This window comes from Streptomyces sp. NPDC088745 (assembly GCF_044751045.1).
Taxonomy (GTDB): domain Bacteria; phylum Actinomycetota; class Actinomycetes; order Streptomycetales; family Streptomycetaceae; genus Streptomyces; species Streptomyces cremeus.
In genome coordinates, this window is the sequence record NZ_JBIVLB010000002.1 from 512,575 (window position 1) to 539,517 (window position 26,943).

Here is a 26,943-nt window from a genome sequence, read left to right on the forward strand (position 1 = left end):
GCTCCACCGGAGTCCGTACGGGTCCTGGCCGGACCCGTACGCTCCGACCCCCCCGCGGCCGGACTCCGCGCCCCCGCCGCCCGTCCGGGCGGACTACTCGCGCCGCGCGGCGGAGTCCTCGGCGAGGGGCGCCGCCGGGTCCTTCTCGGAGGTCCGGGCGGGCGCGTCCGGGTCCGGGGCCTCCTCGAAGGAGACCTTGCCCATGTGCCGGTTCATCGACTTCATCAGCGCCCACACTCCGACCGCCAGCGCCGCGAACACGAGGAAGCCGAGGATTCCCGGCGTCACCTTGTTCTTGTCGAAGGTGTCGGCGGCGAGCGGCACGAACTGAGTCATTGCCTGAGAAACGTTCACTCAGCCATTGTCGCGGATGCCCGCGAAGAGGTCGCTCTCGGGGAGGGAGGTGGGGACCAGGGCCTTCGCCAGCTCGTAGTCCTCGGTCGGCCAGACCTCCTTCTGGATCTCCATCGGAATGCGGAACCAGCCGCCGTCCGGGTCGATCTGCGTGGCGTGCGCGAGCAGCGCCTTGTCGCGGATCTCGAAGAAGTCGGAGGCGGGCACGAAGGTGGTCAGGTTGCGCTCCTCGCGCTCGGACTCGTCCCAGCGCTTCAGCCAGTCCCCGTACGGCGACTCCAGGCCGCGGGCGAGCAGCGCCTCGTGCAGGGCGACCGTGCGCGGCTTGTTGAAGCTCTGGTTGTAGTAGAGCTTCAGGGGCTGCCAGACCGGGCCGAACTCCTCCTCGGGGAAGGCCGCCGGGTCGCCCGCGCCGTCGAAGGCCACCGTCGTGATCTTGTGGGTCATGATGTGGTCGGGGTGCGGGTAGCCGCCGTTCTCGTCGTACGTCGTGATGACCTGCGGCCGGAAGGCGCGGATCGACTTCACCAGACGGCCGGCCGCCTCGGTGACGTCCTCCAGGGCGAAGCAGCCCTCCGGCAGCGGGGGCAGCGGGTCGCCCTCGGGCAGACCGGAGTCGACGAAGCCGAGCCACTCCTGCTTGACGCCGAGGATCTCGCGGGCCTCGTCCATCTCGCGGGCGCGGACCTCGTGGATGTGCTCCTCGATGTACGAGTCGCCCTGGAGCTTCGGGTTGAGGATGGAGCCCCGTTCGCCGCCCGTGCAGGTCACGACATGGACGTCCACCCCCTGGGACACGTACTTCGCCATGGTGGCCGCACCCTTGCTCGACTCGTCGTCGGGGTGGGCGTGCACGGCCATCAAGCGCAGCTGCTCAGTCAAGATCTCGATCCTCGGTGATCCGGGCGCCCTCGGTGTCCGTGGCGCCGTGTGCGGCTCTTATAGTGACCGAACCGGGGGCGGGAAATATTCCTGACCCCTGCGCAGCCGGAGGACCACAGCATGAACGCGGTACGTGACGGAGCTTCCGGCGGGACCCCCGCCGGGCCCCCTTCCGGTGCTCCCGAGGGACGCTACGGCCGCTCCGCCGACGACCGCGCGGACCGCAAGCTGAAGATCATCGGCTCGGTGCTCGGGGTGCTGCTGCTCCTGCTGATCGGCTGGATCGGGTACGGGTACATCTCCCGGCAGGTGATCAGCGCCGAGATGATCAAGTTCGACCCGAGGTCCTCGCAGACCGAGGTCAGGGTGCATCTGGAGATCCGCAAGGACGCCGACGCCACCGGCACCTGCACGGTGCGGGCCATCGCCGAGAGCGGGGCCGAGGTCGGGCGCAAGGACGTGCGCGTGGACCAGCGGGGGCAGACCCGGATCGACGAGATCTACCCGATCCGCACGACGTCCGAGGCCACCAGCGCGGAACTGGTGGGCTGCACCGCGGACGGGCAGTAGACCCGCCCCCCGCTTCCACCGACCATACGTCTCTGACCTGCGTTGACGCAGTCGTGACGGTTTTGGTTCTCCCCTCCGGGGCATCGAATTGTTAGGCTCGTGGTTTCGCCCGCCCGTGGAGGCACGTCCTCCGCGGTCAGGGCGATGCTTTGTTATCCGTAACTTCGAGGAGCACCTGTGACCCAGACCAGCGACGACGTCACCTGGCTGACCCAGGAGTCGTACAACAAGCTCGTGGAAGAGCTGGAGTACCTGTCGGGTCCCGCGCGCGCCGAGGTCACCCAGAAGATCGCGGCTGCCCGCGAGGAGGGCGACCTCCGGGAGAACGGCGGATACCACGCGGCCAAGGAGGAGCAGGGCAAGCAGGAGCTCCGCATCCGCCAGCTCAAGCAGCTCCTGGAGCGCGCCCAGGTCGGCGAGGCCACCGCGTCCAGCGGCGAGGCCGGCCCCGGCATGGTCGTGAAGATCGCCTTCGACGGTGACGAGAGCGACACGCTGACCTTCCTGCTCGCCTCCCGCGAGTACCCGTCCTCCGACATCGAGACGTTCTCGCCGCAGTCCCCGCTGGGCGCGGGCGTGACCGGCAAGAAGGTCGGCGAGGACGCCGAGTACGAGCTGCCGAACGGCAAGAAGGCCATGGTCCGGATTCTGGAGGCGACGCCCTACCAGGGCTGAGCCACCGGTCCCGTACGTCTGCGGCACTCGTACGCCGACGACGAGGGCCCCCGGCACGCGCCACTGCGCGCGCCGGGGGCCCTCGGCGTGTGCGGCGGCTAGACCGCGGCCTTGCGGTACTTGCGCACCGCGAGCGTGCGGAAGACCACGATGATCAGCAGGGCCCAGAGCAGCGAGGCCCACACGGGGTGCTGCATCGGCCAGGCGGCCGACGGGGAGACGCCCGGATTGCCGAAGAGTTCCCGGCAGGCCTGCACGATGGCGCTGAACGGGTTCCAGTCGGCGACGTGCCGCAGCCACGGCGTCATCATGCTCGTGTCGACGAAGGCGTTCGAGACGAAGGTGACCGGGAAGAGCCAGATGATGCCGCCCGAGGTGGCGGCCTCCGGGGTGCGCACGGACAGGCCGATGAGCGCGCCGATCCAGGTGAACGCGTACCCCAGGAGCAGGAGCAGGCCGAACGCGGCCAGCACCTTGCCGATGTGGGTCGGCGCGTGCGACCCGGTGCGCCAGCCGACGAGCAGGGCGACGGCCGCGAGCACGGCCAGCGTGATGCAGGTCTGCACGAGGTCGGCGACGGTGCGGCCGGTGAGGACCGCGCCGCGGGCCATGGGCAGCGACCGGAAGCGGTCGACGAGGCCCTTCTGCATGTCGTCGGCGATGCCGGCCGCCGAGCCCGCGGTGGCGAAGGTGACCGTCTGCGCGAAGATGCCCGCCATCAGGAAGTTCTTGTAGACGGCGGGGTCGGTGGAGCCGCCCACGCTCATCGAGCCGCCGAACACGTACGTGAACAGCACCACGAACATCACCGGCTGGATGATCCCGAAGAGGATCATTTCCGGTATCCGGGACATGCGGATCAGATTGCGCTTGGCGATGGTCAGCGAGTCGGTGACCGACTGCACCAGACCGCCCTTGGGAACCGGCGCGAGCGACTTGGACGCCGCCAGGGTGTCCGTGCTCATGCGGCCGCCACCTCCTCCGTCTCGTCGGCCTCCGCCGCGTGCCCGGTCAGCGAGATGAACACGTCGTCCAGCGTCGGGCGGCGCAGGCCGATGTCGTCGATCTCGACGCCGCGCGCGTCCAGTTCGCGGATGACCTCCGCGAGGAGCTTCGCGCCGCCGGTGACCGGGACGGTCAGCTTGCGGGTGTGGTGTTCGACCTTGGTGCCGCCCTTGCCGAAGCCGCGCAGGACCTCCTCGGCGACGGCGATGTGCTCGCGCTCGTGGACGACGACCTCGATGCGCTCGCCGCCCGTGCGGGCCTTGAGCTGGTCCGAGGTACCGCGTGCGATGACCTTGCCGTGGTCGATGACGCAGATGTCGTGGGCGAGGTGGTCGGCCTCCTCCAGGTACTGGGTGGTGAGCAGGAGGGTGGTGCCGCCGGAGACCAACTCCTTGATGACCTCCCAGAGTTGCTGGCGGTTGCGGGGGTCGAGGCCGGTGGTGGGCTCGTCCATGAACATCACCGGCGGGGAGACCACCAGGGCCGCCGCGAGGTCGAGCCGGCGGCGCATTCCGCCGGAGTACGTCTTGGCCGTGCGGTCGGCGGCCTCGGCGAGGTTGAAGCGCTCCAGGAGCTCGTCCGCGCGGGCCTTGGAGGCCCTCTTGGACATCTGGTAGAGGCGGCCGACCATCTGGAGGTTCTCGCGGCCGGTGAGGTACTCGTCGACGGCGGCGAACTGGCCGGACAGGCCGATCGAGCGCCGTACTTCGTTGGGGTGCTTGAGGACGTCGATCCCGGCGACGAAGGCCTTGCCGCTGTCGGGCCGGAGCAGGGTGGTCAGGACGCGGACGGCCGTGGTCTTGCCCGCCCCGTTGGGCCCGAGGAGGCCGAGGACGGTGCCTTCGGGGACGTCGAGATCGACGCCTCCCAGGGCTTTCACGTCGCCGAAGGTCTTGACCAGACCCTCGGCGTGGATGGCTCCTGGCATAAGGGGTCCCCCAGTTGTGTGGGTGGTTCCTGCGCGAAATTTTAGGTTTGCCGGGCACGCACCGCCCGGCGAGTGCCGAGGGGGCCGCCCGACGGGAGCCGTCGGGCCGCCCGGCACGGCTGGAGCGCGAGACACACCATAACGCGATACATCGCGTCCGGGGAAGGTTTTCCGGGTACCCGCCCCCGCACCGCCGCGAAGGCCCTCCCCCGGCCTACGGGACGACCGCGTACCCCGCGTCCCGGAGCGCCTCCCGCACCTCGGCGCAGTGCTTCGGGCCCTTCGTCTCCAGTTGCAACTCCACCTCCACCTCGGTGAGTCCGAGCTGCGGACCGGCCCGGGTGTGCCCCACGTCGACCACGTTGGCGTCCAGCACCGACAACGTCCCGAGAAGCTGCGCGAGCGCCCCCGGCCGGTCCGTCAGCCGCAGCCGCAGGGACAGGTACCGGCCCGCCGCGGCCATGCCGTGCCGCAGGGTGCGCTGCATGAGCAACGGGTCCACGTTACCGCCCGACAGCACGGCGACGACCGGTCCCGCGAAGGACTCCGGCCGGCTCAGCAGCGCCGCCACCGGGCTCGCCCCGGCGGGCTCCACGACCAGCTTGGCCCGCTCCAGGCACAGCAGCAGCGCGCTGGACAGCTCGTCCTCGGAGACCGTGCGCACCTCGTCCACCAGCTCGTCGACGATGGCGAACGGCACGTCGCCCGGCCGTCCGACCTTGATCCCGTCGGCCATCGTCTGGAGCGCGGCGAGGGAGACGGGACGCCCGGCGGCCAGCGACGGCGGATAGCAGGCCGCGCCCGCCGCCTGCACGCCGACGATCCGCACGTCGGGGCGCAGCGCCTTCACCGCGACCGCGATGCCCGCCGCGAGGCCGCCGCCGCCGATCCCGACCACGATCGTCCGCACCTCTGGGCACTGCTCCAGGATCTCCAGGCCCACCGTGCCCTGGCCCGCGATGACGTCGGGGTGGTCGAAGGGGTGGATGAAGACCGCGCCGGTGTCGCGCGCGTACTCCTGCGCCGCGGCGAGCGTCTCGTCCACCACCTGCCCGTGCAGCCGCACCTCCGCGCCGTACTCCCGGGTGGCCGCCACCTTCGGCAGCGGTGCGCCGACCGGCATGAAGACGGTGGACCGCACGCCGAGCAGGGAGGAGGCGAGCGCCACGCCCTGGGCGTGGTTGCCGGCGCTGGCGGCCACCACTCCGGCGGCGCGCTCCTCGGGGCGCAGGCCCGCGATGCGGATGTAGGCGCCGCGCAGCTTGAAGGAACCGGTGCGCTGGAGGTTCTCGCACTTGAGGTGGACGGGGGCGCCCACCAGGCGCGTGAGGTGCCGGCTGCCCTCCAGCGGGGTGCAGCGGGCCACCCCGGAGAGCATCTTCTGCGCACCGCGCACATCGTCGAGGATCAGGCTGCGGGCGTTTTCGGGCGTGCGGAAACTCATGGCGGCCAGTCTGGCAGCCCGGCGGGGGCGGGTGCCGGACCGTCTCAGGGGCAGCCCCGGTGACCTGCGCCGGGACCCGTTCGCAGGGTCCGTCGTCCACAGGTTTGCGCAGCGCCGGTACGCGTGTGCCCGCACCCGCGTACCCTTGCCCCACCAACCCGACCACCGCACGAAGAGAGCCCGAGCCATGCCCCCTCCCCAGGACATGACGACCGACCCCGCCGCCGGTCTCCTCGATGCCCTTCAGCACCAGGTGGCCGTCTTCGCCCGCCGTGCGGAACAGACCCGCCTCGGCGGCGTCGGCCAGGTCCGCAACTCGATGGACCGCGCGGCCTACCTGCTGCTCAACCGCCTCGACCAGGAGGGCCCGATGGGCGTCAAGGCGCTCGCCGCGGGCATGGGCATCGACTCTTCGACGGTGACCCGCCAGGTCGCCCCGCTCGTCGACACCGGCCTGGTCAAGCGCACCTCGCACCCCGAGGACGGCCGTGCGGTCGTGCTCCAGCTCTCGCCGCGCGGCCAGGCGCGCCTGGACGAGGTGCGCTCCTCGCGGCGCGAGCTGATGGCGCAGGTCACGGACGGCTGGAGCGAGGACGAGCGGGAGGCGTTCACCACGCTGCTGACCCGTTTCAACTCGGCGCTCTCGGCCCGCCAGACGGCGGCCTCGGGCGACGCTTCGGGCGACGTGCCGACGGCCTCCTGACCCGGCCCGGGAAGGGGCCCGCGCCGCCGCTCCGGCAGGGCCCCTGACGGGTCGTCACGCACTCGCCGCGCCCGCCTCTTGACCTGTCCCCCCGCCTGGCTTCATATGAGCAGGAGGAGCCGGCCGGGGAGGAACGGTGAACAAGCGCGATGCAGGTCAACAGCGGCGCCGCGCAAGGGAGTTCGAAGCCTTCGTGGCGGGCGCCGCAGGCCGGCTGCTGCATGTCTCGACGCTGCTGACGGCCGAGCCCGCCGACGCCAACCCCCGTGCCCAGCGCCTCCTCGTCGCGGCGCTGGCCAGTGCGTACGCCCGCTGGGAGTTCCTGCGCGGGGAGGACCCGTACGACCGCACCCGGCAGGAGCTGGCGGCCCGGTTCGCCCGCACCTCCTGGCACCACCGCAGGCGGCGGGGCGGTCTGCTGGCGGCGCTGACGCCGCAGGAGCGCCTGGTGCTGGTGCTGCGGATGTACGAGGGGGTGCCGGAGGAGCAGACGGCGGCGCTGCTGGGGCTGCCGGTGCAGCGGGTGCGGGCGATCTGCGCCCGCGCGGTCTCGCACGTCGACGAACTGCGCCGGGCGCCGGCACCTCCCTCGCGCGCGGCCGTGGCGTCATGAGCCGGGCGGCGCGGGGTGCGGACATGAGGCGGGCGGCGCGGGGTGCGGGCATGGATCGGGCGGCGCGGGGTGCGGACACGGGCCGGGCGGTGGCGTCGTGAGCCTGCAACGGCGCAAGGACGACGCGGCCCGTCTCGCCCTGGAGCAGGCCGCGCGTCCGGTCGTGCCGTCGGACCTGCTCCTGCGGGCCACCGAGCGCGGCACGCGCGACCTGCGGCGGCGCCGGGCGCTGCGGCGGGCGGGGTGGGCGGTCGCGACGGTCGCGGTGATCGTGTTCCTGGTGTGGGCGTCGGTGGCGCACCCGTGGCAGGCTCCACCGGCGGACGTCACGCCGCCGGTGGAGGGGCTCTGACCCGGTTCCCGCCGCGGTCCTAGCCCAGGGCCTGCTTCAGGTCCGCGAGCAGGTCGTCGCCGGACTCGATGCCGACGGACAGCCGCACCAGGTCGGCGGGCACCTCCAGCGCGGACCCGGCCACCGAGGCGTGCGTCATGCGCCCGGGGTGCTCGATCAGCGACTCGACGCCGCCGAGGGACTCGCCGAGGGTGAACAGCCGCGCCCGGTCGCAGACCCGCACCGCGGCCTCCTCGCCGCCCCGGACCCGGAAGGAGACCATGCCGCCGAACGCCTTCATCTGCTTGGCGGCGACCTCGTGCCCGGCGTGCTCGGGCAGCCCCGGGTAGAGGACCTGGGTGACCTCGGGGTGGGCGCTCAGCATGTCGGCGACGCGCGTCGCGTTCTCGCTGTGCCGGTCCATGCGGACGGCGAGGGTCTTGATGCCGCGCAGCACCAGCCAGGCGTCGAAGGGCCCGGCGACGGCGCCCATCGCGTTCTGGTGGAAGGCCAGCTCCTCGGCGATTCCGGCGTCGTTGGTGACCAGGGCCCCGCCGACGACGTCCGAGTGACCGCCCATGTACTTGGTCGTCGAGTGCACGACGACGTCCGCGCCCAGCGCGATCGGCTGCTGGAGGTAGGGGCTGGCGAAGGTGTTGTCGACGACGAGCCTGGCGCCCGCCGTGTGCGCGACGTCGGCGACGGCCGCGATGTCGGTGATCCCGAGCAGCGGGTTGGAGGGCGTCTCGACCCACACCGCCTTCGTACGGGGCGTGAGCGCGGCCCGTACCGCCGCCGGGTCGGAGGTGTCGGCGACCGACCACTCCACGCCCCAGCGCGAGACGACCTTGGCGAAGAGGCGGAAGGTGCCGCCGTACGCGTCGTTCGGGATGACGACGTGGTCGCCGGGCGACAGGAGCGTGCGCAGCAGGCAGTCCTCGGCGGCGAGCCCGGACGCGAAGGCGAGCCCGCGCCGGCCGCCCTCCAGGGCGGCGAGGTTCTCCTCCAGGGCGGTGCGGGTCGGGTTGGCGCTGCGGCTGTACTCGTAGCCGCCGCGCAGGCCGCCCACCCCGTCCTGCTTGTACGTCGACACCTGGTAGATCGGCGGGACGACGGCGCCGGTCAGCGGGTCGGCGGTGTTGCCGGCGTGGATGGCGAGGGTCTCGAAGGCGCGCGCGGTGCGGCTCTGCTCATCAGTCATGGGGCCGAGGGTAGTTCTCCCACCGGTCACTCGTGTCCGCTGTGCGCGACGGCGTCGCGGAATCGGCCGCCCGCGGAGGCCCCCGACGGCTGTCCGAAACGCCCGCGCCGGGTCCGGGGACAATGTCGGTATGGACATTCTCTGGTTCCTGATCGCGGTGCTCGTGCTCTTCGCCGCCCTCGGCCCCCTGCTGCTGCGCCGCAGGAGCGGCGGCATCCGGCTGGCCGCGCCCGGTTCGCCCGACGCGGCCGATCCGCAGGAGTACGGCTTCGTGCGGCAGGAGGCCCTGGACGTACGGCTGCCGGGCCCGGACCAGGACCTGCTGGACGTCCTCGACGTGGTGCAGCGCACGCAGGACTGGCGGGCGGCGCAGCAGTTGCTGGCCGGGACGCCGAAGGAGGGCGAGGTGCGCTGGCAGCGGGTGCAGGCCTTCGCGGGCGCCGCGTCCCTGGAACTGGCCCAGCGCCCCGGCGAGGGCGGCCGCTGGCTGCGCGACTGGCGCGCCGAGTCCCCCAAGGACGCGGGCGGCGCACAAGTTCACGCAGAATTCTTGGTGCAGCAGGCCTGGCGCTCGTCCTCGGCGGACAAGGACGACTGGCGGATCATCCTGGAGGAGTCCCGTGACCTGTGCGCGCAGGCCGCCCTCCTGTCGCCGGGCGACCCGGTCCCGTACATCGTCGAACTGTCCATCGCGCGCGGACTCGCCTATCCCCGGCCGGAGTTCGACCGTCTCTGGGCGAAAGTGATCGACCGCGCACCGACGCATCTGGGGGCGCACCTGGTCGCCCTGCACTACCTCTCGGAGAAGTGGCACGGTTCGCGCGCCGAGTCGGACTCCTTCGCCACCATGGCCGCCTCCCGCGCCCCCCAGGGCTCGCTGCTGGCCGCGCTCCCCCTCTTCTCCGTCTACGACCACCTCCCCGAGGTGATCGTGGTCAACAGCTTCTACCAGAGCGCGGTGGTGACCCGGGCCGTCGAGGGCGCCCTGTTCGCGGTGCACGCGGCCCGTCCGGACGACCCGATGCTGGCGCACGTGCGCCACCTGCTGATCCTCTTCCTGGTCCGCTCGGAGCGCTGGGCGGAGGCGGTCCGGCAGATCGCGGCGGTCGACGGCTACGTGGGGGCGCTCCCCTGGACCCACAGCCCGGACCCGGCGGCCGACTACACCCTGCACCGCAATCTGGCGGTGGCGGGCTACGAGTCCAACGGCGGCAGCCCGGCGACACTGCGCCCGTGACGCTCCCCCGGGCCCGTGGTCCCCGTCCGGGCCCGTAGCTTCCCCCGGGCCCGTAGCTTCCTCCCGGGCCCGTGGCTCCCGTCCGAGGGGCGGCCGGGAATCCGGGCCGCCCCTCCCCTGTTGTACGGATCGCCCCACCCCCGCTCCAGGAGGAACCATGCTCTTCGGCCGTACGCCGCAGCTCCCCACCCCCGAGCAGGCCCTCAAGGGCCGCACCACCCCCGAATTCGAGGTCCCCTCCCGCCACACGGTGCTCGGCAACCCGCTCCTGGGCCCCTACCCGGACGGCTTCGAGACCGCCGACTTCGGCCTGGGCTGTTTCTGGGGCGCGGAGCGGAAGTTCTGGCAGACCCCGGGCGTGTGGACGACCCTGGCCGGCTACCAGGGCGGCTCGACCCCCCACCCCGCCTACGAGGAGGTCTGCTCCGGCCTGACCGGCCACACGGAGGTCGTCCGGGTGGTCTTCGACCCCTCCGTCGTCTCCTACGCCGCCCTCCTGAAGCTCTTCTGGGAGTCCCACAACCCCACCCAGGGCTTCCGCCAGGGCAACGACGTGGGCACCCAGTACCGCTCGGCGATCTACCCGCACTCCCCCGCCCACCTCGCCGAGGCGGAGGCGTCCCGGGCCGCCTACCAGGAGGTCCTGACGGGCAACGGCTTCGGGAGGATCACCACCGAGATCCTCCCCGCCGCCGACAACCCCTTCTGGCCGGCCGAGCCGTACCACCAGCAGTACCTCGACCGCAACGTCGATGGTTACTGCGGCATCGGAGGGACGGGGGTGGCCTGCCCGATCGGCATCGCCAAGGCCCCTGGAGAGTGACCGCCCCGGTCGTCGACTCCGCCCCATGGGCGATTGGTCCGGCTGTGGCAGGACCGGCCACCTACCGGGCCGCTGCTTCCGCATGAGCAGAAGACGGCGTACGCCGACAGGCAGGTGCGCTTCCACAGCTTGCCGGAGTCGAAGCGCCACGCGAAGGAGGAGGGGGAGCAAGCGATCCTCCTCGACCGGTACGACACGGTCCTCGACGAGCTCTCCGCGAGCGGCGAGGTGTACGTGGTGACCACCGACCGGGCCGACCCGTCCGAGCCGACGGACTGGTCGGCCCACCGCGCCGCCCTCCACCCGGAGGACGCACTGTGGACCGTCCTGGACGACACCGCCGATCCGGACCCGGACTTCCACGCGCGTTAGTACTTCTACGCTGACCGCCGTCCCTGGTGGCGCGATTGCCTCGATCCGCTCCTCCGTGCCGTCGCGGACGGCACCCTCTGCGGCCCCTTCGTGACGGACGAAGGGGCACCAGCCAGACGGCGGTGCCCTTTTCCGTTTCAGCTCCCCGTCAGCCCCGCCATTTCAGGACCAGTAGGTCAGGGTTGAACGGGCGCCGACCACCGCCACCCACGGGCAGGACGATCACCGCGTGCAGTGCCTCCCTGATCAGGGCACGCTTCTGCGCCAGGTCCAGCCGGCCGGAGGTCCAGCGTTCGCGCACGTCGCCGGTTACTTCGGCTGCACGCCGCCGGTTGAGGACGTGACGGGTACGGTCCGCGCGGAGTTCCCTGACGCGCGCTTCCATCTTCTGGCTCTGAGGGAAGAACAGCTCATCCGAGATCTGGTCCTCCTGCCACGCCTGGAGCAGCTTGCGCTGCTTCTTCGTCAGGCGGGTCAGCTCTTCCTCCCCAGCCCATTCATCGTCCGCATGCTTCGTCCTGGCCGCCCGTTCCTCCAACTTCGCGAGAACTGCCTCCGTGATGAATTCGTCAATCTTGGCGCCATTGCGCCCCGTGCCACCGCAGCCGCCCATTTCCTTGCTGGGGCACTGGTAGAGATAGCCGCCGGAAAGGTCCGGACGGGCAGTGGCGCGGAGCGGCGCGTGGCAGATCTGTCCGTCCGCACCAGGCTTTCCGCATCGAAGGATTCCCGTCAGCAGGTAGGACGGAGTGCGATAGTCAGTGACCGATCCGTCGAACTTCACGTTGGGTCCGACCCGCGCCGAGAAGATGGCGTTGACAGCCATCCACTCCTTCGGCGTGATGACGGGCGCCCAGCGACCCACGACCGGCACGCCGTTGGCGTCACGCACCAGCTCGCCGTTGTGCTTCCGCCAGCCGCACAGCCGCGGGTTCCACAGCGCGAGCTTGAGCGAGCGGCTCGCCCACTCCTTGTCGTTGATCGTGCGGACGCCGGCCTCCCGCCACTCGCGGAGGATCGAGTGCATGGACTTGCCCGCGATCACCTCGCGGGCGCCCTTCGCCAGCCACGCCGCCTCCTCGGGCTCCAGCGTGAGCCTGTCGTCCTGCCAGCCAAACGGGCGCTTTCCGCCCACCGGGATGCCCAGTTCGGCGCGGGCGCGGTGCGAGCGGCGTGCACGCCGCTGCATCTTGCGCACCTCCATCTTGGAGATGACTACGCCGAAGAGCCCCATGGACTCCACGTCCTCGCTGTAGAGGTTCTTCGACCCCTTGGCGTCGGCGTAGAGCCGTCCTTCCTCGTACGTGAGCGCATCCACGAACCGCTCGTAGTCGCCCGCCCGGCGCGTGAGCCGGTCGTCCGCGACCACGATGACGCCGCATACGGGCTGCCCGTCCGGCATACGGCCCGACTTGAGCGCCTTCACCATGGCCTCGAAGTCCGGACGCACCACCGCCGCCTTTGCCGCCGACAGGTCGTTGTCGGTGTAGCGGTGCACGATCGTCCAGCCGAGACGGGCCGCCGTCTCCCCGTTCACCTTGTGCTGGTCCTCGACGCCGTGACCGTCCCTGGCCGTGTCGGCGGAGATACGCGCGTACGAGACAACCGGGATCACCGGTGCCACTTCGTTCACTTCCCACCCCTTTACGAAGAGTCACTAATTCTACGCAGAGAGAGATGCTGCTTCAGCACTATCTGGACAAGAACTCGGCGGGCTACTGCGGAATCGGCGGCACGGGCGTCTCCTGCCCGATCGGAGTGGCCCCGGCCGGAGAGCGGTGACACCGGAGGCGCTCGCCGCGCTGTGGCGGGAGCGGTGGCCCGGCTCCGCACTGCCGGGCAGCAACGGGCATTAGTGAGGGGGCTAACTTGGGCGTCATGGCGCACGACGACATGGCCGGGTCCGGGTCGCCCCTCACGGCGGACGAACTGGTCGCACGCTTGACGAAGATCCGGCTGTACTACCCGCCGAGGGCAGAGGGGACACCCCGAGCACCCTTGCTCTATCAGCCGATCACCCTGCTGTGGGCCATCGGCCGCGCCTTCCGCGGTGAACCGCGCACCCTGCCGTGGACCGAGACGGACGAGGCCCTGAGTGCCCTGCTGCTGCAGCACGCACAGCGCGGCGAGCGGCCGCGGCCCTTCTATCCCGTGCTGGCCCTGCACCACGCGGGGCTGTGGTCCCTCGAAGGCCATACGGGGCCCGTGCCGAGGGCCAGCGGCAGTCCGTCGCCGCTGCGTCGCTGGTGCGAGGAGCAGCAGCCGGTGGGCGGGCTCGTCGAGCCGGTGCACGAGCTGATGCGCACCGACGGGCGGGCCAGGATCGCGGCCGTCGACGCGCTGGTCGGGCGGTTCTACGAGGGTCTCGACGCCGATCCCCTCCTGGCGGAGGTCGGGCTGTACGAGGACACCGTCGCCGATGACGCACCCGACCGCCCGGCCCGCCCGGCCCCGGGCCACGTGCGGGAGACCTCCGCCGAGGCGCGGGCCGCGGAGTACGACAGGCTGTGCGCCCTGGCTGAGCGGCGTGCGGCGTCCGGGTGCGGCGGACGCCGGGAAGGCACGTCCGAGGACCCGATACGCAGTGCGGCAGTGCGCCGGGCCGTCCTCGACCGCAGCGAAGGGCGGTGCGAGAACCCCGGCTGCGGCGGACAGCCCGCCGACGTCACGGACGGGGGGAAGCCCCTCCTGGACGTCGACCACGTCGACGACATCGCCGGGGGCGGCCCCGACCACCCGGGCCTGATGATCGCGGTCTGCCCGAACTGCCACGCCGTCAAGACGCGTGGCAGCAGGCGGGAGGAGTACCGGGAGATCTTCCGCAGGGTGGCCCGGGAGAAGCACCTGCGGCTGCGCCCGGAGTAGGAGGGCGCACCGCTCAGCCCAGTTCGAGCGTCGAGATGCCGTAGAGGGCGGGGTGGTCGAGCCGGGGCGGGGCGGCCGTGTACATGCGGGAGGTCTCGAAGGTCGGGGTCAGGGCGAGTTGTTCGGCCAGGTGGACGGCGGCGGGGTTGGTGTCGGGGACGTCCAGGGCGATGGGGGTTTCCGTGGCCAGGTGGGTGAGGAGGCTGGCGGCGACGGCGGGGGTGTCGGCGTAGCAGGGGCCGATGCGGGAGCCCGTGACGCAGGCGCGGCGGACGGCGAGCCCGACGACGCGGCCGTCCTGGACGGCGGCGAGTGAGGCGCGGTGCGGGGCGGTGAGCCAGGCCGCGAGGAAGGTGTCGCGGGCCGTGGGGAAGAAGCGGCGGTCGTAGGCGGCGAGCAGGGCGAAGGGGAGGGCGGTGGCGTCGGTGAGGACGACGCCGGGCGGAGCGGGGACCGGGTCGGTGTTCAAGGTGCCCTCGTAGCGGGTGTTGGTCCAGGCCGAAGCGAACCCGGATTTTCGGTAGTTGGCCTGCTGGGCGACGACGCCGTCGAGGCCCACGGTGCGGCCGGCGACGCGGGCCATGCCGGCGTTCCAGACCTGGATGCCGTATCCCTGCCCGCGTACGTCGGGGCGGGCCAGGTAGAGGCCGAGGAAGGCGTGGTCGGTGCCGTAGCGGACCACCGAGATGCTGGAGACCGGGGTGGGGTCGTCGGGACGGCGGGCGATCAGGAAGCCGCGCGGGTCGGCGGCGAAGAAGGGCAGGAGATCACCGCGTCCGGGATTCCAGCCTTCGGCCTGCGCCCAGGAACGGGTGGTGTGCAGGTCCTGCACGGCGGCGACGCCGATGGTGGTCTCGGGCGGGTTCGGGGTCATGCGGCGCTCCTCGGCCGGGGGTCATGGGCAGGAGATCACTGCCCAGGAGGGGGGCGGGCGATTCGGGCTGCGGGGACGGCTGCCCGAAGGGCACGCCGTCAGGGGTGCGGGGAACCGCGCGGCCAGCCGCGCCGCACCCGTACGGGACCGGGACCGGGACCGGCCACACCCCCGTACGGGAACCACGCGGAGGCTAAGGCGCGAACCCCTCAGAGCTCCGCCCCGACCGGCGCGTCCGACGGCCGCCGGCGCAGGACCCCCCAGGAGAAGAACGCCGCCCCCAGCATCACCCCCGCCGCCCCCAGCGCCGCCAGGTTGAGCCCGTCGGTGAAGGCGGTACGGGCGGCCAGGACGAGGGGCTCCCCGGCGGAGGCCGGCAGGCGGGCCGCCGAGGCCAGCGCGCCGCCCAGGGTCTCGCGCACCGGGCCGGGGGCGAAGTCGGCCATGCCCCGCGTGTAGACCGCCGCCCCGATGCTGCCCAGGACCGCCATCCCCAGCGCGCCCCCGAACTCCGTGCCGGACTCCAGGACCGCCGCCGCCGACCCCGCCCGCTCGGGCGGAGCCGCGCCGAGGGCCATCTCGTTGGCCAGCGTCATCGCGACGACGATTCCGCCGACGTACAGCGCGCAGCCGGTCAGGACGTACCAGAGGGCGGAGTCCGCGGACACCCGGGTGAGCCAGAGGAAGCCCCCGGCGGCCAGCAGGAAACCGCCGGTCATGACGTACGCCCGGTCCATCCGTGCGGCGAGCGCCGCGCCCAGCGGGGCCAGGACGGGCACGACGGCGGACGGGACCAGGCTCCACAGGGCTGCTTCGAGGGGGCTCATGCCGCGCACCGACTGGAGGTACTGGGTGAAGAAGACCGCGAAGCCGACCGTGGCGAACATCGCGATGACGTTCGCGAGCATCGCCCCGCCGAACGTCCGCTCCCGGAGCAGCGGCAGGTCGATCATCGGGGAGGCGAGGCCGCGCTGCCTGCGCAGGAAGAGGAGGCCGAGTGCCAGGCCCGCCGCGACGGTGAGGAGGGGGAACAACTCGGGCCCGTTCTTGGCGAGTTCCTTGATGCCGTGGATCACGGGGAGCACCGCGGCCAGGGAGAGCGCCGCGCTCGCCAGGTCGAAGCGGCCCTTGGCGGGGGTCTTGAACTCGGGGAGGAGGAAGGGCCCGACGGCCAGCAGGACGAGCATGGCGGGCAGGTTGATCAGGAAGACCGAGCCCCACCAGAAGTGTTCGAGGAGCAGGCCGCTGACGACCGGGCCGAGCGAGAGACCGGCTGTCAGGACGCCCGTCCACACCGTGATCGCCCTGGCCCGCTGACGCGCGTCGCGGAAGAGGTTGCGGATGAGGGCGAGCGTGGAGGGCATCAGGGTCGCGCCGCCGATGCCGAGCAACGCCCGTACCGCGATGAGCGCTTCGGGCGTCGTGGCGTACGCGGCGGCCGCCGAGGCCGCCCCGAAGGCCGCCGCGCCGCACAGGAGCAGCCTGCGCCGCCCGATGCGGTCGCCGAGCGCGCCCATGGTGATGAGCAGGCCGGCGAGCACGAACCCGTACACGTCCAGGATCCAGAGCTGCTGCGTGGCGCTCGGGCCGAGGTCGCGGCCGATGAAGGGGATCGCGAAGTAGAGGACGGAGACGTCCATCGAGACCAGGAGCAGCGGCAGCATCAGCACGCCGAGGGCGGTCCATTCGCGGCGGCCCGCAAGGGGGGCGGGCGGGGGTGCGGTGGTGGGCATGGCGGCTCCCGAGAGGTGTGACGGAGGGTGTCTGTACGTCGTACGCGGACGGTGTGCGTACGACGTAAGCAGCCCGGAACCGCCCGGCAATCGGTGACCTAGTGCACCCCGGCCATGAGCCGGTCACGGCCCTTCGCACGGGGCGGGTGCACTAGCGCGGTGCACTAGTACGGTGAGGGCATGAGCCGTGAGTCGACGCCCTCCGCCCGCATCGCCGCCGCGATCCGCCGGCGCATCTCCTCCGGGGACCTCTCCCCCGGCGACCGGGTGCCCTCCACCCGGGAGATCACCCGCGAGTGGGGCGTCGCGATGGCCACCGCGAGCCGGGCGCTGGCGGCCCTCGCCCAGGAGGGCCTCGTCCGGGCGGTCCCCGGCGTGGGCACGGTCGTGGCCTCCCCGGCGTCCGCGGCGCGGCCCGCGCACGCCGCCGCGCCGGGTGCGCTCACCCGGGAGCGGATCGTGCGCACCGCCGTGGTCCTGGCCGACGCGGAGGGGCTCGCCATGCTCACCATGCGCCGGGTCGCCACCGAACTGGGCACCTCCACGATGGCCCTGTACCGGCACGTGCCCGGGAAGGCCGAGCTGGTGCACCTGATGTCGGAGGAGGTGTTCGCGGAGCGGCCGCTCGGCTCCCCCGGCCTGAACGGGTGGCGGCCCCGGCTCACGCACGCCGCACGGTGGTTGTGGCGGATGTACGTCCGGCACCCGTGGATGGCGCAGGCCATGGCCGCCCTCACCCGCCCGCAGGCCGCCCCGCACGCGATGCGGTACACGGAGTGGGTGCTGCACGCGCTGAGCGGGCAGGGGCTGACGCCGACCGAGATGATGCACGTCCACCTCACCCTGTTCGGGCACGTCCAGGGCCTGGCCGGGACCCTGGAGCTGGAGAACAGGGCCCGGCAGGACACCGGGATGTCGCCGGAGGAGTGGATGGCGGCGCAGGAGCCGCGCGCGGAGGAGGTGCGGGCGGCGGAGGGCTATCCGGTCCTGGGGTCGTACTTCGCCGCGGACGGGTTCGAGCTGGACCTGGAGAGCCTGTTCGCGTTCGGGGTGGAGCGGATCCTGGACGGGGTGGCGGTGCTCATCTCCCGCCGGGAGGGCGGGAACTGAGCACGCATCAGTCCTGCTGCGCCTGCGCCGAGCGCAGGTCGGCCGCGGTGCGGGAGGGGTCGTAGCCCTCCGGGACGCCGTCGACCAGGATGATGTCGCCGGGGAGGTGCTTGGTGCGCAGCGGGACGATCTCCTGGTAGGCGGGGGACGCGTACCAGTCGCGGGCCGACGGGAGGTCGGGGAAGGCGATCAGGACGGGTGCGCCGTGCCAGGAGCCCTCCAGCACCTCGTGCTCCGCGAAGTGGACGAGGAAGCGCCCGCCGAAGGGGTCGAGGGTGCCCTGCATGCGCTCGACGTAGGTGAGGACGTCGTCGTTGACCGGGCCGGGACCGATGTGGGCGATGGCGTAGGCGGTCATGTCTCGTTCCCTCCGAGGGGGTCGGCCGGGGGTGCGAACTCCGGCGTCGGTTTGGTGAGTCGCATCCTGCCGCAGGGGGGCGGGCGGGGTCGATGACGTACGGGGTAATGGCCCGGGTGCGCGAAAGGGCGGGCGCGCCCTTTCGCGAAGGGTGCACCCGCCCTCGTACGAGAGACGGAGCCGGACGGAGCCGGGGAGGATCAGACCTCCGAGCCCGCCTTCCAGGCCGCCCAGTCCAGGTTCCAGCCGTTGAGGCCGTTGTCCGGCTTGATGGTCTTGTCCGGGGAGTTCTTCACGATGACGACGTCGCCGACCATCGAGTTGTTGAAGAACCACGCGCCCGGCGTGTTCGGGTCGTCCGCGCCCTGGGTGTCGCTCAGGCCCACGCAGCCGTGGCTGGTGTTGGCGCCGCCGAAGATCGACTTGGCGCCCCAGTAGTTGCCGTGGATGAAGGTGCCCGAGGTGGACAGCCGCATGGCGTGCGGGACGTCCTTGATGTCGTACTCGCCCTTGCCGTCGTCGTCCGTGAAGCCGACCGTCGCACCGTCCATGCGGGTCTCCTTGAACTTCTCGGAGATCACCATCTTGCCGTTGTACGTGGGGTTGTCCGGCGAGCCGGCCGAGATCGGGATGGTCCTGACGACCTTGCCGTCCTGGGTGACGGTCATCTTCTTGGTCTTGACGTCGACGGTGGAGACCTGGTTGCGGCCCACGGTGAACTTCACCGTCTTGTCCTGCACGCCCAGCACGCCGTCGGCGCCCTCGACGCCGTCCAGCTTGAGCTTCATGGTGACCTCGGAGCCGCCCTTCCAGTAGTCCTGGGGACGGAAGTCGAGGCGCTGGGCGTCGAACCAGTGGCCGACGACCTCCTGGCCGCTGCTGGAGGTGACCTCGATGCCCGCCTGCACGGCCTTCTTGTTCGTGATCGCCTTGTCGAAGCGGATCGAGACCGGCATGCCCACGCCGACCTTGGAGCCGTCCTCGGGGGTGAAGTTGCCGATGAAGCTGTTCTTGGGCGAGACCGTGGTGAAGGAGCGGTTCTCGTGCGCCTTGCGGTTGTCGCCGTCGACGGCGGTGGCGCTCAGCTTGTAGACCGTGGCGCGCTCCAGGCGGGTGTCCGGCTTCCAGCTCGTGCCGTCGGCGGCGATGGTGCCCTTGACCTCCTTGCCCGCGGCGTCGGTCAGCTTGACCTCGGTGAGCTTGCCGTCGGCGACGGTGACCTTGGCGTCGTTGTTGATGCCGACGTTGGTGGCGCCCGACTTGGGGGAGATCTCTATTCGGGCCTTGGAGGTGTCCTTGGCGGCTGCCGCGTCGGACTGCTCCTGCGACTTCTTCGCCCCGTCGGCGTCGCTCTTCCCGCCGTCGCCCTTGCCGTCGTCGCTGCAGCCCGAAAGCACCAGCACGCCGCCGAGCAGCGCGGACGCGTACGCCAGCCCCCTGCGCCGCTTGCTGTTCGTGATCACACGCTTCTCCATCGTTGCTGTCTCCCCGCGGATTCCCCGCCGCCGGGGCGCGGTCACCGGACCCCGGACCCGGAACCCGCCGGGCGCACTTCCCCTGCCAATGCTGTTACAACCCACAATCCGACGCCGCCGTTCCACTTTTGGGCAAAATGTGGGCAACACCACTCGTCGGAGTCACGGGCGAGGACCCGCGCCCTGCCGACGCTACGCCGCCCCTTTTGCCCCTCATCGGGCGGGGTCATGCCTGGGATGGGAGGGTTTCGGGCCGCCTTTTCGGGACCGGAGGAGGGCCGGCGGGGGTCCGGCGCGCGGCCGGAACGAAGAATTCCGGCCTCTCACGCCTTTCCTCCGGCCCGCTGTTTTCATTAGCATCGGCGCGCACGACCAATTCGCGGGTGCCTCAAGGGGGATCGATACCGTGACCGCACTCCGACCACTGCTCACCGCCACCGCCGCCGGCGGACTGCTGGCCGCGCTGTGGTTCGTACCGTCGGCGAACGCGACGGTGGAAGTCCCGCAGGCGAAGGGCCGGGACCAGGCCCACACCCAGGACCGGAGAGAGACCCGCCCCGCCGCGCACGGGCCGAACGCCGACGTCCCGGGCAAGGCCGTCCACGTGGACGGCACGGGCGGCGGCGCCGCCCCGGACCAGAGGCTCGCCCTCGCCGACACCGGCAGCGTCGACACCACCCCGTACCTCATCGGCGGGACGGCCTTCCTCGGGATCGGCGCGGGCTTCGTGACGTACTCGGTACGCCGTCGGGGCACGTCGCCCGCCTGACCGGGCCCTACGAGGGCCGGGCGGAGCTGCGCGGGACCGGGTCCTCGTCCTCGTCCAGCGCCGCCAGGTGCTCGTTCATGGTGAGGTGCAGGTCGTTCAGGAAGGCCTCGAACTGCTGGAGCTGCTCGGCCGGATAACGGGCCAGCATCCGGCCGACGCGCTCGCCCAGCGGCCGGAAGAAGTCGTCCGTCAGCTCCTGGACGCGGGCGCTGCCGCGCAGCGTGATGATCCGCCTGTCGGTGTGCTCGCGGGTGCGGACGACATGGCCCGCCTTCTCCAGCCGGTTGAGCAGGGCGGTGGTGGCGCCGGACGAGAGCTGGATGCGCTCGCTGAGGCGGGCCGGGGACAGCGGCGCCCCCCGCTCCTCGCCGTACAGGATCTGCACCAGGGCGTGGGCGTCGGTGGTGTGCAGGCCGAGCCAGGTCGCGAACCGGCGGGCCACCTCCTGGTAGTCCGCGCCGTACAGCCGCAGCCCCTCGGTCAGGCGGTCCTGCTGGCCCTCGGCGCCCTCGGGGGCGGTGGGGCCGCGCTGTTGGAGCTTCGTGCGTCGCACGCGTCCGGCCGCGTCAGTGGGTTCGTGCTGCGTCACGTCCATCGAGGCAGTCCGCTTCTCTCTTCGGTCTTTTCGGCCAGTACGTACGCCTCCGCCCCGGCCGGGATGCCGACCGGGGTGTGCGTGCCGCCCAACCTAACCGGCGACCGGGGCCCGCTGGTCCGCCTCCTCCGCCGAGGTGGCCGCCCGTACCCCCGCCGAGGGGATCAGCGCGGTGGCGATCAGGCCGAGGACGACGAAGGCCGCGGCGACGTAGCCGCCCAGCGCGATGCCCTCGGTCATCGCCCAGCGGGCGGCGTCGGCGGCCGGCGCGGTCCGCGGGCTGTCCGCGAGGGGGCCGATCGCCGCGCCCGCGCTGTCGGTGACGGCCCGGGTGAGTTCGCCGGCCTGCCCGGCGGGCAGGCCGAGGCCGTCCAGCCGGTCGCCGAGCTTCTCGCCGAGGGTGGTGAAGAAGAGCGTGGTGAGGACCGCGATGCCGAGGGCCGAGCCCAGTTGCCGGAAGGCGCTCTGGATGCCGGAGCCCTGGCCGGCGCTGTTCTCCGGGATCTCGGCGAGGACGACGTTGGTCACCTGGGCGGTCGCGAAGCCGACGCCGATTCCGTACAGGAAGAGCACGAGGGCGACCGTCCACCAGGAGCTGTCGGCGGCGGCGATCAGGCCGAGTCCGGCCAGCCCCACGACTTCGAGGGCGAGGCCGATGCGCAGTTGGTGGAGGGCGTGCACCTTGGCGGCGAGCCCGAAGCCGACCCCGCTGGCGACGAAGCTGCCGACCGCGATGGGCACGAGCGCGAGTCCCGCCTGCACGGCGCTGTAGTCGAGCGTGAACTGCAGCCACAGCGGCAGCACCGCGACGATGCCGAACTCCCCGAGCCCGATGATCAGCGTCGCGACGTTGCCGTTGCGGAAGGAGGAGATCGAGAACAGCCGTACGTCCATGAGCGCCCGGGACGGGTCGCCGCCGCGGGTGATCGCGGACTGGCGCAGCACGAAGGCCGTCAGCGAGACGGCCGAGAGGACGAGGGCGACCAGGACGGGCGAGGGCCCGCCGGCCCAGCGCAGGCCGAAGAGGTCGAACGGGCGGGTGGTGGCGAACCAGCCGTGGTTGCGCCCCTCGACCAGGCCGAAGGCGAGGAGACCGAGGCCGAGCACGGAGAGGACCGCGCCGGCGCCGTCGACGCGGCCCTTCGTCCTCGGCGACGGCGCCAGGTACAGCACCGCGCCCACCGCGATGAGGACCGACAGCGGGACGTTGATGCCGAACGCCCAGCGCCAGGTGGCGTGTTCGGCGAGCCAGCCGCCGAGGAGGGGCCCGAGCGCGGAGGCCGCGCCGATGGTGGACCCCCAGACGGCGAAGGCCTGGCCGCGGGCCCTGCCGGTGAAGGTGGCGTTGAGCAGGGAGAGGGAGGTCGGCAGGATCATCGCCGCTCCCGCGCCCTGGAGGAAACGGGCGACGACCAGCAGCTCCCCGTTCGGGGCGAGCCCGGCCAGGACGCTGGTCGCGCCGAAGGCCACGACACCGGCGATGAAGACGCGGCGGGCCCCGACCAGGTCCGCGAACCGGCCGACGAGGAGGAGGAGCGCGGCGAAGACGATCGCGTACGACTCCTGGATCCACTGCGCCTGCCCGGAGTTGACGTCGAGGTCCTCGATGACCGAGGGGACGATCACGTTGACGATGGTGGTGTCGACGACGATCAGAGCGACGCCGAGGGCGATGGCGACGAGCCCGATCCAGCGCCGGGCCGCACGGGGGGCCGGGGCTGCGGGGGCTTCGCCGGGGGCGGGGGGATCCTGGCTCACGTTTCCTCCATGGTGAAGTAATTCCATGGTGAAGGTAACAGGTGGGCGAGCGGAGGTGCAATCCGATCCCGGAGAGGCGGGGGGGGGCTCCGCCCCGGGCGGGGGTGGCCTCGGGTCCATACCGGGGGCGCTGGTGGCCCGGCCCCTTGTGGGAGGGGACGCCCATGCCCCGACCCCGTACCCCGGGAGGCCGCCGCCGTTCCCGTCCCGTGCGGGTGCGCCACGGCCGGTCGCGCCGTTCCCCGCCCTCCTGCATCGGCCCCCGGGCACGGAGAAGGGGGGGCCCGCCCCCCCGGCGGGGGGCCCCCCACCGGGCCGCCCGCGGAAAACCCCCCCCCCCCCCCCCCCCGCCCCCCCCCCCCCCCCCCGGGGGGGGGGCGCCCCGGCCGGACGCGCCGTGCCCCGCCCACGTGCAGCGGCCCCCGGGCACGCTGCTGGGGCGCCCGGCAGCAGTGCCGGGCGCCCCTTCTCCGTGCCTCCGTCGAACTACGCCAGCGCCCCCGTCACCGGCTCCACCGCCGCCACCAGTCCCCCGCTCCGCACGAAGGCGTCCGCCGCCGCCAGGTCCGGGGCGAGGAAGCGGTCCGGGCCGGGGCCCTGCACGCCCGCCGCCCGGACGGCCTTGACGACCGCCCGCGAGGCCGGCGCCGCCGTCAGCCCGTGACGCAGTTCGATGCCCCGCGTCGCCGCGTACAGCTCGACCGCCACGATCCGTGTGAGGTTGTCGACGGCCGTCCGGAGCTTGCGCGCCGCCGACCAGCCCATCGAGACGTGGTCCTCCTGCATCGCCGAGGACGGGATCGAGTCGACCGAGGCCGGGTTCGCGAGCCGCTTCATCTCGCTGACCAGGGCGGCCTGCGTGTACTGGGCGATCATCAGGCCCGAGTCCACGCCCGCGTCGTCCGCGAGGAAGGCCGGCAGCCCGTGCGAGCGGTTCTTGTCGAGCAGCCGGTCCGTGCGCCGCTCGGCGATCGAACCCAGGTCGGCGGCGACGATCGCGAGGAAGTCGAGGACGTACGCGACCGGCGCCCCGTGGAAGTTGCCGTTGGACTCCACCCGCCCGTCGGGCAGCACGACCGGGTTGTCGACTGCCGCCGCCAGCTCGCGTTCGGCCACGGTCTGGGCGTACGCGATCGTGTCGCGCCCCGCGCCCGCCACCTGCGGCGCGCACCGCACGGAGTACGCGTCCTGCACCCGCGGCGCGTCGTCCTGGTGGTGCCCGGTGAGCCCCGAACCCTCAAGCACCCGCAGCATGTTGTCGGCGGACGCGCCCTGCCCGGGGTGCGGGCGGATCACGTGCAGCTCGGGCGCGAGCACCTTCTCGGTGCCGAGCAGCGCCTCCAGGCTGAGCGCCGCCGTGATGTCGGCCGACGTGTACAACCGCTTCAGGTCGGCGATCGCCATGATCAGCATGCCGAGCATGCCGTCGGTGCCGTTGAGGAGGGCCAGCCCCTCCTTCTCCTTGAGCTCCACGGGTACGATCCCGTGCTCGGCCAGCAGCTCGCCGGCGGGCCGCACGACCCCGTCGGGGCCCTCGGCGTCGCCCTCGCCCATCAGCGTCAGCGCACAGTGCGACAGCGGCGCGAGGTCCCCGGAGCACCCCAGCGACCCGTACTCGTGCACGACCGGCGTGATGCCCGCGTTCAGCACGTCCGCCATGGTCTGCGCGACCTCGGGACGCACGCCCGTGTGCCCGGACGCGACCGTCTTCAGCCGCAGGAACATCAGCGCGCGCACCACCTCGCGCTCCACCCGCGGCCCCATGCCCGCCGCGTGCGAGCGCACGATGTTGCGCTGGAGCTGCGCGCGCAGCTCATGGCTGATGTGCCGGGAGGCGAGCGCGCCGAACCCGGTGGACACCCCGTACACCGGCTCCGGCTTGGCGGCCAGCGCGTCCACGATCTCGCGCGAGGCGGCGAGCGCGGCCACGGCCTCGGCGGTCAGCTCGATGCGGGCGTTGCCACGGGCGACGGCGACGACGTCGTCGACGGTGGTGCCGGCGGTGCCCAGGAGGACGGTGGTCACGGCAGGAACGGCGGGTGCGGCGGTGTGCATATCCATATTCAGGAGCCTACGTATTGAATGCCGTCGTGTCACTAGCCCTGGACGGGTTGGCCCCTTACGCGGGGGCCGTCGCGCTCCAGCCCCGTATGGCCCCCTCCCGATGCCGGCCGCGCGCCCGGTGCCGCACGCCGGTGCGGGGCGGGACGGCGCGCCCCGGAGCACGACGGCGTGCGGTGCGGCTCCCGGGAATCCTCACGACGCCTGACCTCCGGCCGGGCGCCGGGCCGTTCACGGGTCACCGGGCGGCGCGCCCCCTTGCCGTGTGCCGCGCCACGGCCCGCCGCAGCACCAGCCCGCACCGTTTGGCGTACGCGCGCTGGAGCAGCCGGGTCACCGGGCCGCCCGCCCGGGCGTACCAGGCCGCCGGGCGGCTGAACGCCCGTACGGTCAGCCAGACTTCGCCGTTCGCGTCCAGCTCCACCACGAACGCCTCCTCCCCGCACTCGGGGTGACCGGGCAGCGTCCCGTACGCGAAGCCGGCGCGCGTCGGCTCGTCCAGCGCCCACACGACCCGGCACGGGGCCAGGATGCGCCGGCGGCCGACTCCGATCCCGACGACGACGTCGACGCCGGGGGCGGCGCGCTGCGCGGTGGGGGCGACGGTCACTCCCACGGCGCGGTGCATCTTCCAGCCCAGCACGGCGTCGCCCGCGACGCGGCGGGCGTCGGGTCCGCGGCCGATCCGGGTCCGCACGCGCAACGACCGGAAGCCGTCGGGGCACGCCGCTCCCTCACGCCCGGTCGCACCCACGTCGGCATACGTGAAATCCATGACGCCCCCTCACTCTCCCGAAACGCTACTTCCCCGAAGCCTTCCACTCCCGCCCCCGGGCGTCGCAGCCCCCTTACAGCCCCGCCTGGGCGCCGCCCCGAGCCCGAGCGCCCGTACCGGCCCCGCCCACTCCCGCCGGACGGTTCCCGTGCGGGTGCGTCGTGGCCGGGCGCACCGTTCCCCGCACCCCTGGGCGGGGCGCGTCCGCGCCGCGGAGCCGTCAGCGAGCGGGGCCGGCCTACCCCCTCGAACCGCGGAAGCGGCGGCGTTCGCCCCGGCGGGCGGGCGCCGACTCCGCCAGCGCCAGCACCTCCCCGTCGCGGCCCGCCACCACCGGCGTGCGCGAGCCCGCCGCCTTGGCCCGGTACTGGGCCGCGTCGGCCAGGCGGAAGAGCCGGCGGGCCGAGGCGACCGGGCCGATCGGGTCGCCCGTGGAGGCGATGCCGCAGGCGACCCCGTCCCCGTACTCCAGCTCCCTCGCCAGCAGGCAGAGCTCGGTGGCCGCCCGGATGACGTCGTCGCACGTCGGGCCCACCGAGAGGAGGCAGAACTCGTCGCCGCCCAGCCGGGCGGCCAGCGCTCCCGGCAGCATCGCGCCGCAGCGGGACAGGACGCAGCCGAAGCGCTCCAGGAGGCGGTCGCCGATCTCGTGGCCGTAGGTGTCGTTGACCTGCTTGAGGCCGTTGACGTCGCAGACGAGCAGGCTGACCACCGCGCCGGTCAGCCGGTGCTCCTCCAGCGCCTCGTCGAGGCGTATGTCGACCGCGCGGCGGTTCGCCAGGCCCGTGAGCGGGTCGGTGAAGGCGAGCGTACGGACCTCTTCGAGGCGTTCCGTCTGGACGATCCCCGCGGCGACGACCGAGGCCAGGACGGTGGCGAAGTCGGCGTCGGCGCGGTCGAAGACCGGGGCGCCGGCCGGCCTGGCCACGTACAGCTCGCCCCACGCCCGCCCGTGCAGCACGATCGGCGCGACGACGCAGCAGCCGCGGCCCCGGCGGCGCAGCGCCGCCACCCGCTGGTGGCAGTAGCCGGGGCGGGGGGCCGCCGGGGGGTCATCGGCGGCGGCCGTCTCGACCCAGGCGTCGGGCTCGCCGCCCCCCGCCCACCGCTCGTGCAGGAACTCGGTGATCTCCGGGAACTGGTGGACGGGGTACGTCTCGTCCGCCGGGAACTCCTCCTCGCCCGGCGCCCGCTCCCCCTCGTTGACCAGGACGCGCAGCCGGCCCGCCTCCCGCTCCCACACCGAGAGCGCCGCGAAGCCGCCGCCGAGCGCGTCCCGCGCGCCCCTGGCCGCCGCCCGCCAGGTCTCCCGGGGGGTGGGCGCCGCCGCCATCGCCTGCGCCAGCGCGACCACGGCACGCACTCGAACGTCCTCACCCATTCGTACAGGTTAGGCAGGTTTTGCGCGTTCTCTCCTCCGGAGCGGCGGCCG

At 72.7% G+C, this 26,943-nt stretch carries 27 protein-coding genes and 1 pseudogene; 12 read left to right on the plus strand and 16 right to left on the minus strand.

Annotated features, from left to right (window positions below; translation table 11 throughout):
• Window positions 1–93 precede the first annotated feature (93 nt).
• Both ACIP93_RS06895 and mca read right to left on the minus strand, forming a co-directional pair.
• A complete protein-coding gene (locus ACIP93_RS06895) occupies window positions 94–336 on the minus strand; it encodes a hypothetical protein (RefSeq protein ID WP_380837230.1) in 243 nt (80 codons plus the stop codon).
• 18 nt (window positions 337–354) lie between these two features.
• Window positions 355–1,236, minus strand: coding sequence for a mycothiol conjugate amidase Mca (gene mca / locus ACIP93_RS06900; protein ID WP_401756485.1), 882 nt, complete (start codon window positions 1,234–1,236; stop codon window positions 355–357).
• Window positions 1,237–1,356: 120 nt separating this feature from the next.
• On the opposite strand from mca, the gene ACIP93_RS06905 reads away from it, so the two are divergent.
• Both ACIP93_RS06905 and greA read left to right on the plus strand, forming a co-directional pair.
• A complete protein-coding gene (locus ACIP93_RS06905) occupies window positions 1,357–1,806 on the plus strand; it encodes a DUF4307 domain-containing protein (RefSeq protein WP_401756487.1) in 450 nt (149 codons plus the stop codon).
• Between the two features lie 177 nt (window positions 1,807–1,983).
• Window positions 1,984–2,481 (plus strand): transcription elongation factor GreA, encoded by a 498-nt coding sequence (gene greA / locus ACIP93_RS06910; protein WP_345228731.1) that lies wholly within the window; start codon window positions 1,984–1,986, stop codon window positions 2,479–2,481.
• Window positions 2,482–2,579: 98 nt separating this feature from the next.
• Here greA and ACIP93_RS06915 read toward each other — a convergent pair whose 3' ends face one another.
• The 3 genes from ACIP93_RS06915 to ilvA all read right to left on the minus strand — a co-directional run bounded on the left by ACIP93_RS06915 (window position 2,580) and on the right by ilvA (window position 5,858).
• On the minus strand, window positions 2,580–3,446 hold the full coding sequence (locus tag ACIP93_RS06915; RefSeq protein WP_401756489.1) for an ABC transporter permease: 867 nt from the start codon (window positions 3,444–3,446) through the stop codon (window positions 2,580–2,582).
• Window positions 3,443–4,414 (minus strand): ATP-binding cassette domain-containing protein, encoded by a 972-nt coding sequence (locus tag ACIP93_RS06920; RefSeq protein ID WP_401756491.1) that lies wholly within the window; start codon window positions 4,412–4,414, stop codon window positions 3,443–3,445. The genes ACIP93_RS06915 and ACIP93_RS06920 overlap by 4 nt, the downstream gene beginning before the upstream one ends.
• Window positions 4,415–4,628: 214 nt before the next feature.
• Window positions 4,629–5,858 (minus strand): threonine ammonia-lyase, encoded by a 1,230-nt coding sequence (ilvA, locus tag ACIP93_RS06925; RefSeq protein WP_401756493.1) that lies wholly within the window; start codon window positions 5,856–5,858, stop codon window positions 4,629–4,631.
• A 187-nt stretch (window positions 5,859–6,045) separates the two neighbouring features.
• On the opposite strand from ilvA, the gene ACIP93_RS06930 reads away from it, so the two are divergent.
• The 3 genes from ACIP93_RS06930 (at window position 6,046) to ACIP93_RS06940 (ending at window position 7,526) form a co-directional block, all read left to right on the plus strand.
• Entirely contained in the window at window positions 6,046–6,561 is a 516-nt protein-coding gene (locus ACIP93_RS06930) for a MarR family transcriptional regulator (protein ID WP_345228737.1), read from the plus strand.
• Between the two features lie 136 nt (window positions 6,562–6,697).
• On the plus strand, window positions 6,698–7,174 hold the full coding sequence (locus tag ACIP93_RS06935; protein WP_401756496.1) for a sigma factor-like helix-turn-helix DNA-binding protein: 477 nt from the start codon (window positions 6,698–6,700) through the stop codon (window positions 7,172–7,174).
• Between the two features lie 97 nt (window positions 7,175–7,271).
• Window positions 7,272–7,526 carry a hypothetical protein gene (locus ACIP93_RS06940; RefSeq protein WP_345228739.1) on the plus strand — a complete coding sequence of 85 codons (255 nt, stop codon included), beginning with the start codon at window positions 7,272–7,274 and terminating at the stop codon, window positions 7,524–7,526.
• Window positions 7,527–7,545: 19 nt separating this feature from the next.
• On the opposite strand, the gene ACIP93_RS06945 is transcribed toward ACIP93_RS06940, so the two are convergent.
• On the minus strand, window positions 7,546–8,706 hold the full coding sequence (locus ACIP93_RS06945) for a cystathionine gamma-synthase (RefSeq protein ID WP_345228740.1): 1,161 nt from the start codon (window positions 8,704–8,706) through the stop codon (window positions 7,546–7,548).
• Window positions 8,707–8,836: 130 nt separating this feature from the next.
• Between ACIP93_RS06945 and ACIP93_RS06950 the strand changes: the two genes are divergently transcribed.
• From ACIP93_RS06950 to ACIP93_RS06960, 3 genes are all read left to right on the plus strand, one after another.
• The gene (locus ACIP93_RS06950; RefSeq protein WP_401756499.1) at window positions 8,837–9,943 is read left to right on the plus strand and encodes a hypothetical protein; all 1,107 of its coding nucleotides are present in this window, start codon (window positions 8,837–8,839) and stop codon (window positions 9,941–9,943) included.
• 157 nt (window positions 9,944–10,100) lie between these two features.
• Window positions 10,101–10,766, plus strand: coding sequence for a peptide-methionine (S)-S-oxide reductase MsrA (gene msrA / locus ACIP93_RS06955; RefSeq protein ID WP_401756501.1), 666 nt, complete (start codon window positions 10,101–10,103; stop codon window positions 10,764–10,766).
• Window positions 10,767–10,895: 129 nt separating this feature from the next.
• Entirely contained in the window at window positions 10,896–11,138 is a 243-nt protein-coding gene (locus ACIP93_RS06960) for a hypothetical protein (protein ID WP_401756503.1), read from the plus strand.
• 148 nt (window positions 11,139–11,286) lie between these two features.
• Here ACIP93_RS06960 and ACIP93_RS06965 read toward each other — a convergent pair whose 3' ends face one another.
• Complete coding sequence (locus ACIP93_RS06965; protein ID WP_401756505.1) at window positions 11,287–12,771, minus strand: recombinase family protein; 1,485 nt, start codon at window positions 12,769–12,771, stop codon at window positions 11,287–11,289.
• Between the two features lie 53 nt (window positions 12,772–12,824).
• Here ACIP93_RS06965 and ACIP93_RS06970 point away from each other — a divergent pair.
• Window positions 12,825–12,920, plus strand: a pseudogene (locus ACIP93_RS06970) (peptide-methionine (S)-S-oxide reductase); the annotation flags it as partial.
• Window positions 12,921–13,016: 96 nt separating this feature from the next.
• The gene (locus tag ACIP93_RS06975; protein WP_401756507.1) at window positions 13,017–14,003 is read left to right on the plus strand and encodes a hypothetical protein; all 987 of its coding nucleotides are present in this window, start codon (window positions 13,017–13,019) and stop codon (window positions 14,001–14,003) included.
• Between the two features lie 13 nt (window positions 14,004–14,016).
• Here the strand turns inward: ACIP93_RS06975 and ACIP93_RS06980 are convergent, their stop codons facing one another.
• A complete protein-coding gene (locus tag ACIP93_RS06980; protein ID WP_401756509.1) occupies window positions 14,017–14,877 on the minus strand; it encodes a GNAT family N-acetyltransferase in 861 nt (286 codons plus the stop codon).
• A gap of 209 nt (window positions 14,878–15,086) precedes the next feature.
• Window positions 15,087–16,610 carry an MFS transporter gene (locus tag ACIP93_RS06985; RefSeq protein ID WP_401756511.1) on the minus strand — a complete coding sequence of 508 codons (1,524 nt, stop codon included), beginning with the start codon at window positions 16,608–16,610 and terminating at the stop codon, window positions 15,087–15,089.
• A gap of 180 nt (window positions 16,611–16,790) precedes the next feature.
• Between ACIP93_RS06985 and ACIP93_RS06990 the strand changes: the two genes are divergently transcribed.
• Window positions 16,791–17,720 carry a TetR/AcrR family transcriptional regulator C-terminal domain-containing protein gene (locus ACIP93_RS06990; RefSeq protein WP_401756512.1) on the plus strand — a complete coding sequence of 310 codons (930 nt, stop codon included), beginning with the start codon at window positions 16,791–16,793 and terminating at the stop codon, window positions 17,718–17,720.
• 7 nt (window positions 17,721–17,727) lie between these two features.
• On the opposite strand, the gene ACIP93_RS06995 is transcribed toward ACIP93_RS06990, so the two are convergent.
• Complete coding sequence (locus ACIP93_RS06995) at window positions 17,728–18,078, minus strand: DUF1330 domain-containing protein (protein ID WP_401756514.1); 351 nt, start codon at window positions 18,076–18,078, stop codon at window positions 17,728–17,730.
• A 200-nt stretch (window positions 18,079–18,278) separates the two neighbouring features.
• Window positions 18,279–19,553, minus strand: a complete 1,275-nt coding sequence (locus ACIP93_RS07000) for an Ig-like domain-containing protein (RefSeq protein WP_345228748.1) — start codon at window positions 19,551–19,553, stop codon at window positions 18,279–18,281.
• A 406-nt stretch (window positions 19,554–19,959) separates the two neighbouring features.
• On the opposite strand from ACIP93_RS07000, the gene ACIP93_RS07005 reads away from it, so the two are divergent.
• Complete coding sequence (locus ACIP93_RS07005; RefSeq protein ID WP_345228749.1) at window positions 19,960–20,322, plus strand: hypothetical protein; 363 nt, start codon at window positions 19,960–19,962, stop codon at window positions 20,320–20,322.
• A gap of 7 nt (window positions 20,323–20,329) precedes the next feature.
• Here the strand turns inward: ACIP93_RS07005 and ACIP93_RS07010 are convergent, their stop codons facing one another.
• From ACIP93_RS07010 to ACIP93_RS07030, 5 genes are all read right to left on the minus strand, one after another.
• A complete protein-coding gene (locus ACIP93_RS07010; RefSeq protein ID WP_345228750.1) occupies window positions 20,330–20,917 on the minus strand; it encodes a MarR family transcriptional regulator in 588 nt (195 codons plus the stop codon).
• 93 nt (window positions 20,918–21,010) lie between these two features.
• Window positions 21,011–22,675 (minus strand): DHA2 family efflux MFS transporter permease subunit, encoded by a 1,665-nt coding sequence (locus ACIP93_RS07015; RefSeq protein WP_401756517.1) that lies wholly within the window; start codon window positions 22,673–22,675, stop codon window positions 21,011–21,013.
• A gap of 486 nt (window positions 22,676–23,161) precedes the next feature.
• The gene (gene hutH, locus ACIP93_RS07020) at window positions 23,162–24,736 is read right to left on the minus strand and encodes a histidine ammonia-lyase (protein ID WP_380837236.1); all 1,575 of its coding nucleotides are present in this window, start codon (window positions 24,734–24,736) and stop codon (window positions 23,162–23,164) included.
• 238 nt (window positions 24,737–24,974) lie between these two features.
• Window positions 24,975–25,511 (minus strand): DUF1990 domain-containing protein, encoded by a 537-nt coding sequence (locus ACIP93_RS07025; protein WP_345228752.1) that lies wholly within the window; start codon window positions 25,509–25,511, stop codon window positions 24,975–24,977.
• Between the two features lie 238 nt (window positions 25,512–25,749).
• Window positions 25,750–26,892 carry a diguanylate cyclase domain-containing protein gene (locus ACIP93_RS07030; RefSeq protein WP_401756520.1) on the minus strand — a complete coding sequence of 381 codons (1,143 nt, stop codon included), beginning with the start codon at window positions 26,890–26,892 and terminating at the stop codon, window positions 25,750–25,752.
• Between the last annotated feature and the right edge of the window lie 51 nt (window positions 26,893–26,943).

Bases quoted from the DNA above. Each gene is read 5' to 3' on its own strand.
- ACIP93_RS06945 (WP_345228740.1), bottom strand. From the start codon at position 8,706: ATGACTGATGAGCAGAGCCGCACCGCGCGCGCCTTCGAGACCCTCGCC.
- ACIP93_RS07025 (WP_345228752.1), bottom strand. From the start codon at position 25,511: ATGGATTTCACGTATGCCGACGTGGGTGCGACCGGGCGTGAGGGAGCG.
- ACIP93_RS06990 (WP_401756512.1), top strand. From the start codon at position 16,791: ATGAGCCGTGAGTCGACGCCCTCCGCCCGCATCGCCGCCGCGATCCGC.
- ACIP93_RS07010 (WP_345228750.1), bottom strand. From the start codon at position 20,917: ATGGACGTGACGCAGCACGAACCCACTGACGCGGCCGGACGCGTGCGA.
- ACIP93_RS06895 (WP_380837230.1), bottom strand. From the start codon at position 336: ATGACTCAGTTCGTGCCGCTCGCCGCCGACACCTTCGACAAGAACAAG.
- ACIP93_RS06975 (WP_401756507.1), top strand. From the start codon at position 13,017: ATGGCGCACGACGACATGGCCGGGTCCGGGTCGCCCCTCACGGCGGAC.
- ACIP93_RS06930 (WP_345228737.1), top strand. From the start codon at position 6,046: ATGCCCCCTCCCCAGGACATGACGACCGACCCCGCCGCCGGTCTCCTC.
- ACIP93_RS06995 (WP_401756514.1), bottom strand. From the start codon at position 18,078: ATGACCGCCTACGCCATCGCCCACATCGGTCCCGGCCCGGTCAACGAC.
- ACIP93_RS06905 (WP_401756487.1), top strand. From the start codon at position 1,357: ATGAACGCGGTACGTGACGGAGCTTCCGGCGGGACCCCCGCCGGGCCC.
- ACIP93_RS06915 (WP_401756489.1), bottom strand. From the start codon at position 3,446: ATGAGCACGGACACCCTGGCGGCGTCCAAGTCGCTCGCGCCGGTTCCC.
- msrA (WP_401756501.1), top strand. From the start codon at position 10,101: ATGCTCTTCGGCCGTACGCCGCAGCTCCCCACCCCCGAGCAGGCCCTC.
- ACIP93_RS06920 (WP_401756491.1), bottom strand. From the start codon at position 4,414: ATGCCAGGAGCCATCCACGCCGAGGGTCTGGTCAAGACCTTCGGCGAC.
- hutH (WP_380837236.1), bottom strand. From the start codon at position 24,736: ATGGATATGCACACCGCCGCACCCGCCGTTCCTGCCGTGACCACCGTC.
- ACIP93_RS06980 (WP_401756509.1), bottom strand. From the start codon at position 14,877: ATGACCCCGAACCCGCCCGAGACCACCATCGGCGTCGCCGCCGTGCAG.
- ACIP93_RS06985 (WP_401756511.1), bottom strand. From the start codon at position 16,610: ATGCCCACCACCGCACCCCCGCCCGCCCCCCTTGCGGGCCGCCGCGAA.
- ACIP93_RS07030 (WP_401756520.1), bottom strand. From the start codon at position 26,892: ATGGGTGAGGACGTTCGAGTGCGTGCCGTGGTCGCGCTGGCGCAGGCG.
- ACIP93_RS07000 (WP_345228748.1), bottom strand. From the start codon at position 19,553: ATGGAGAAGCGTGTGATCACGAACAGCAAGCGGCGCAGGGGGCTGGCG.
- ACIP93_RS06950 (WP_401756499.1), top strand. From the start codon at position 8,837: ATGGACATTCTCTGGTTCCTGATCGCGGTGCTCGTGCTCTTCGCCGCC.
- ilvA (WP_401756493.1), bottom strand. From the start codon at position 5,858: ATGAGTTTCCGCACGCCCGAAAACGCCCGCAGCCTGATCCTCGACGAT.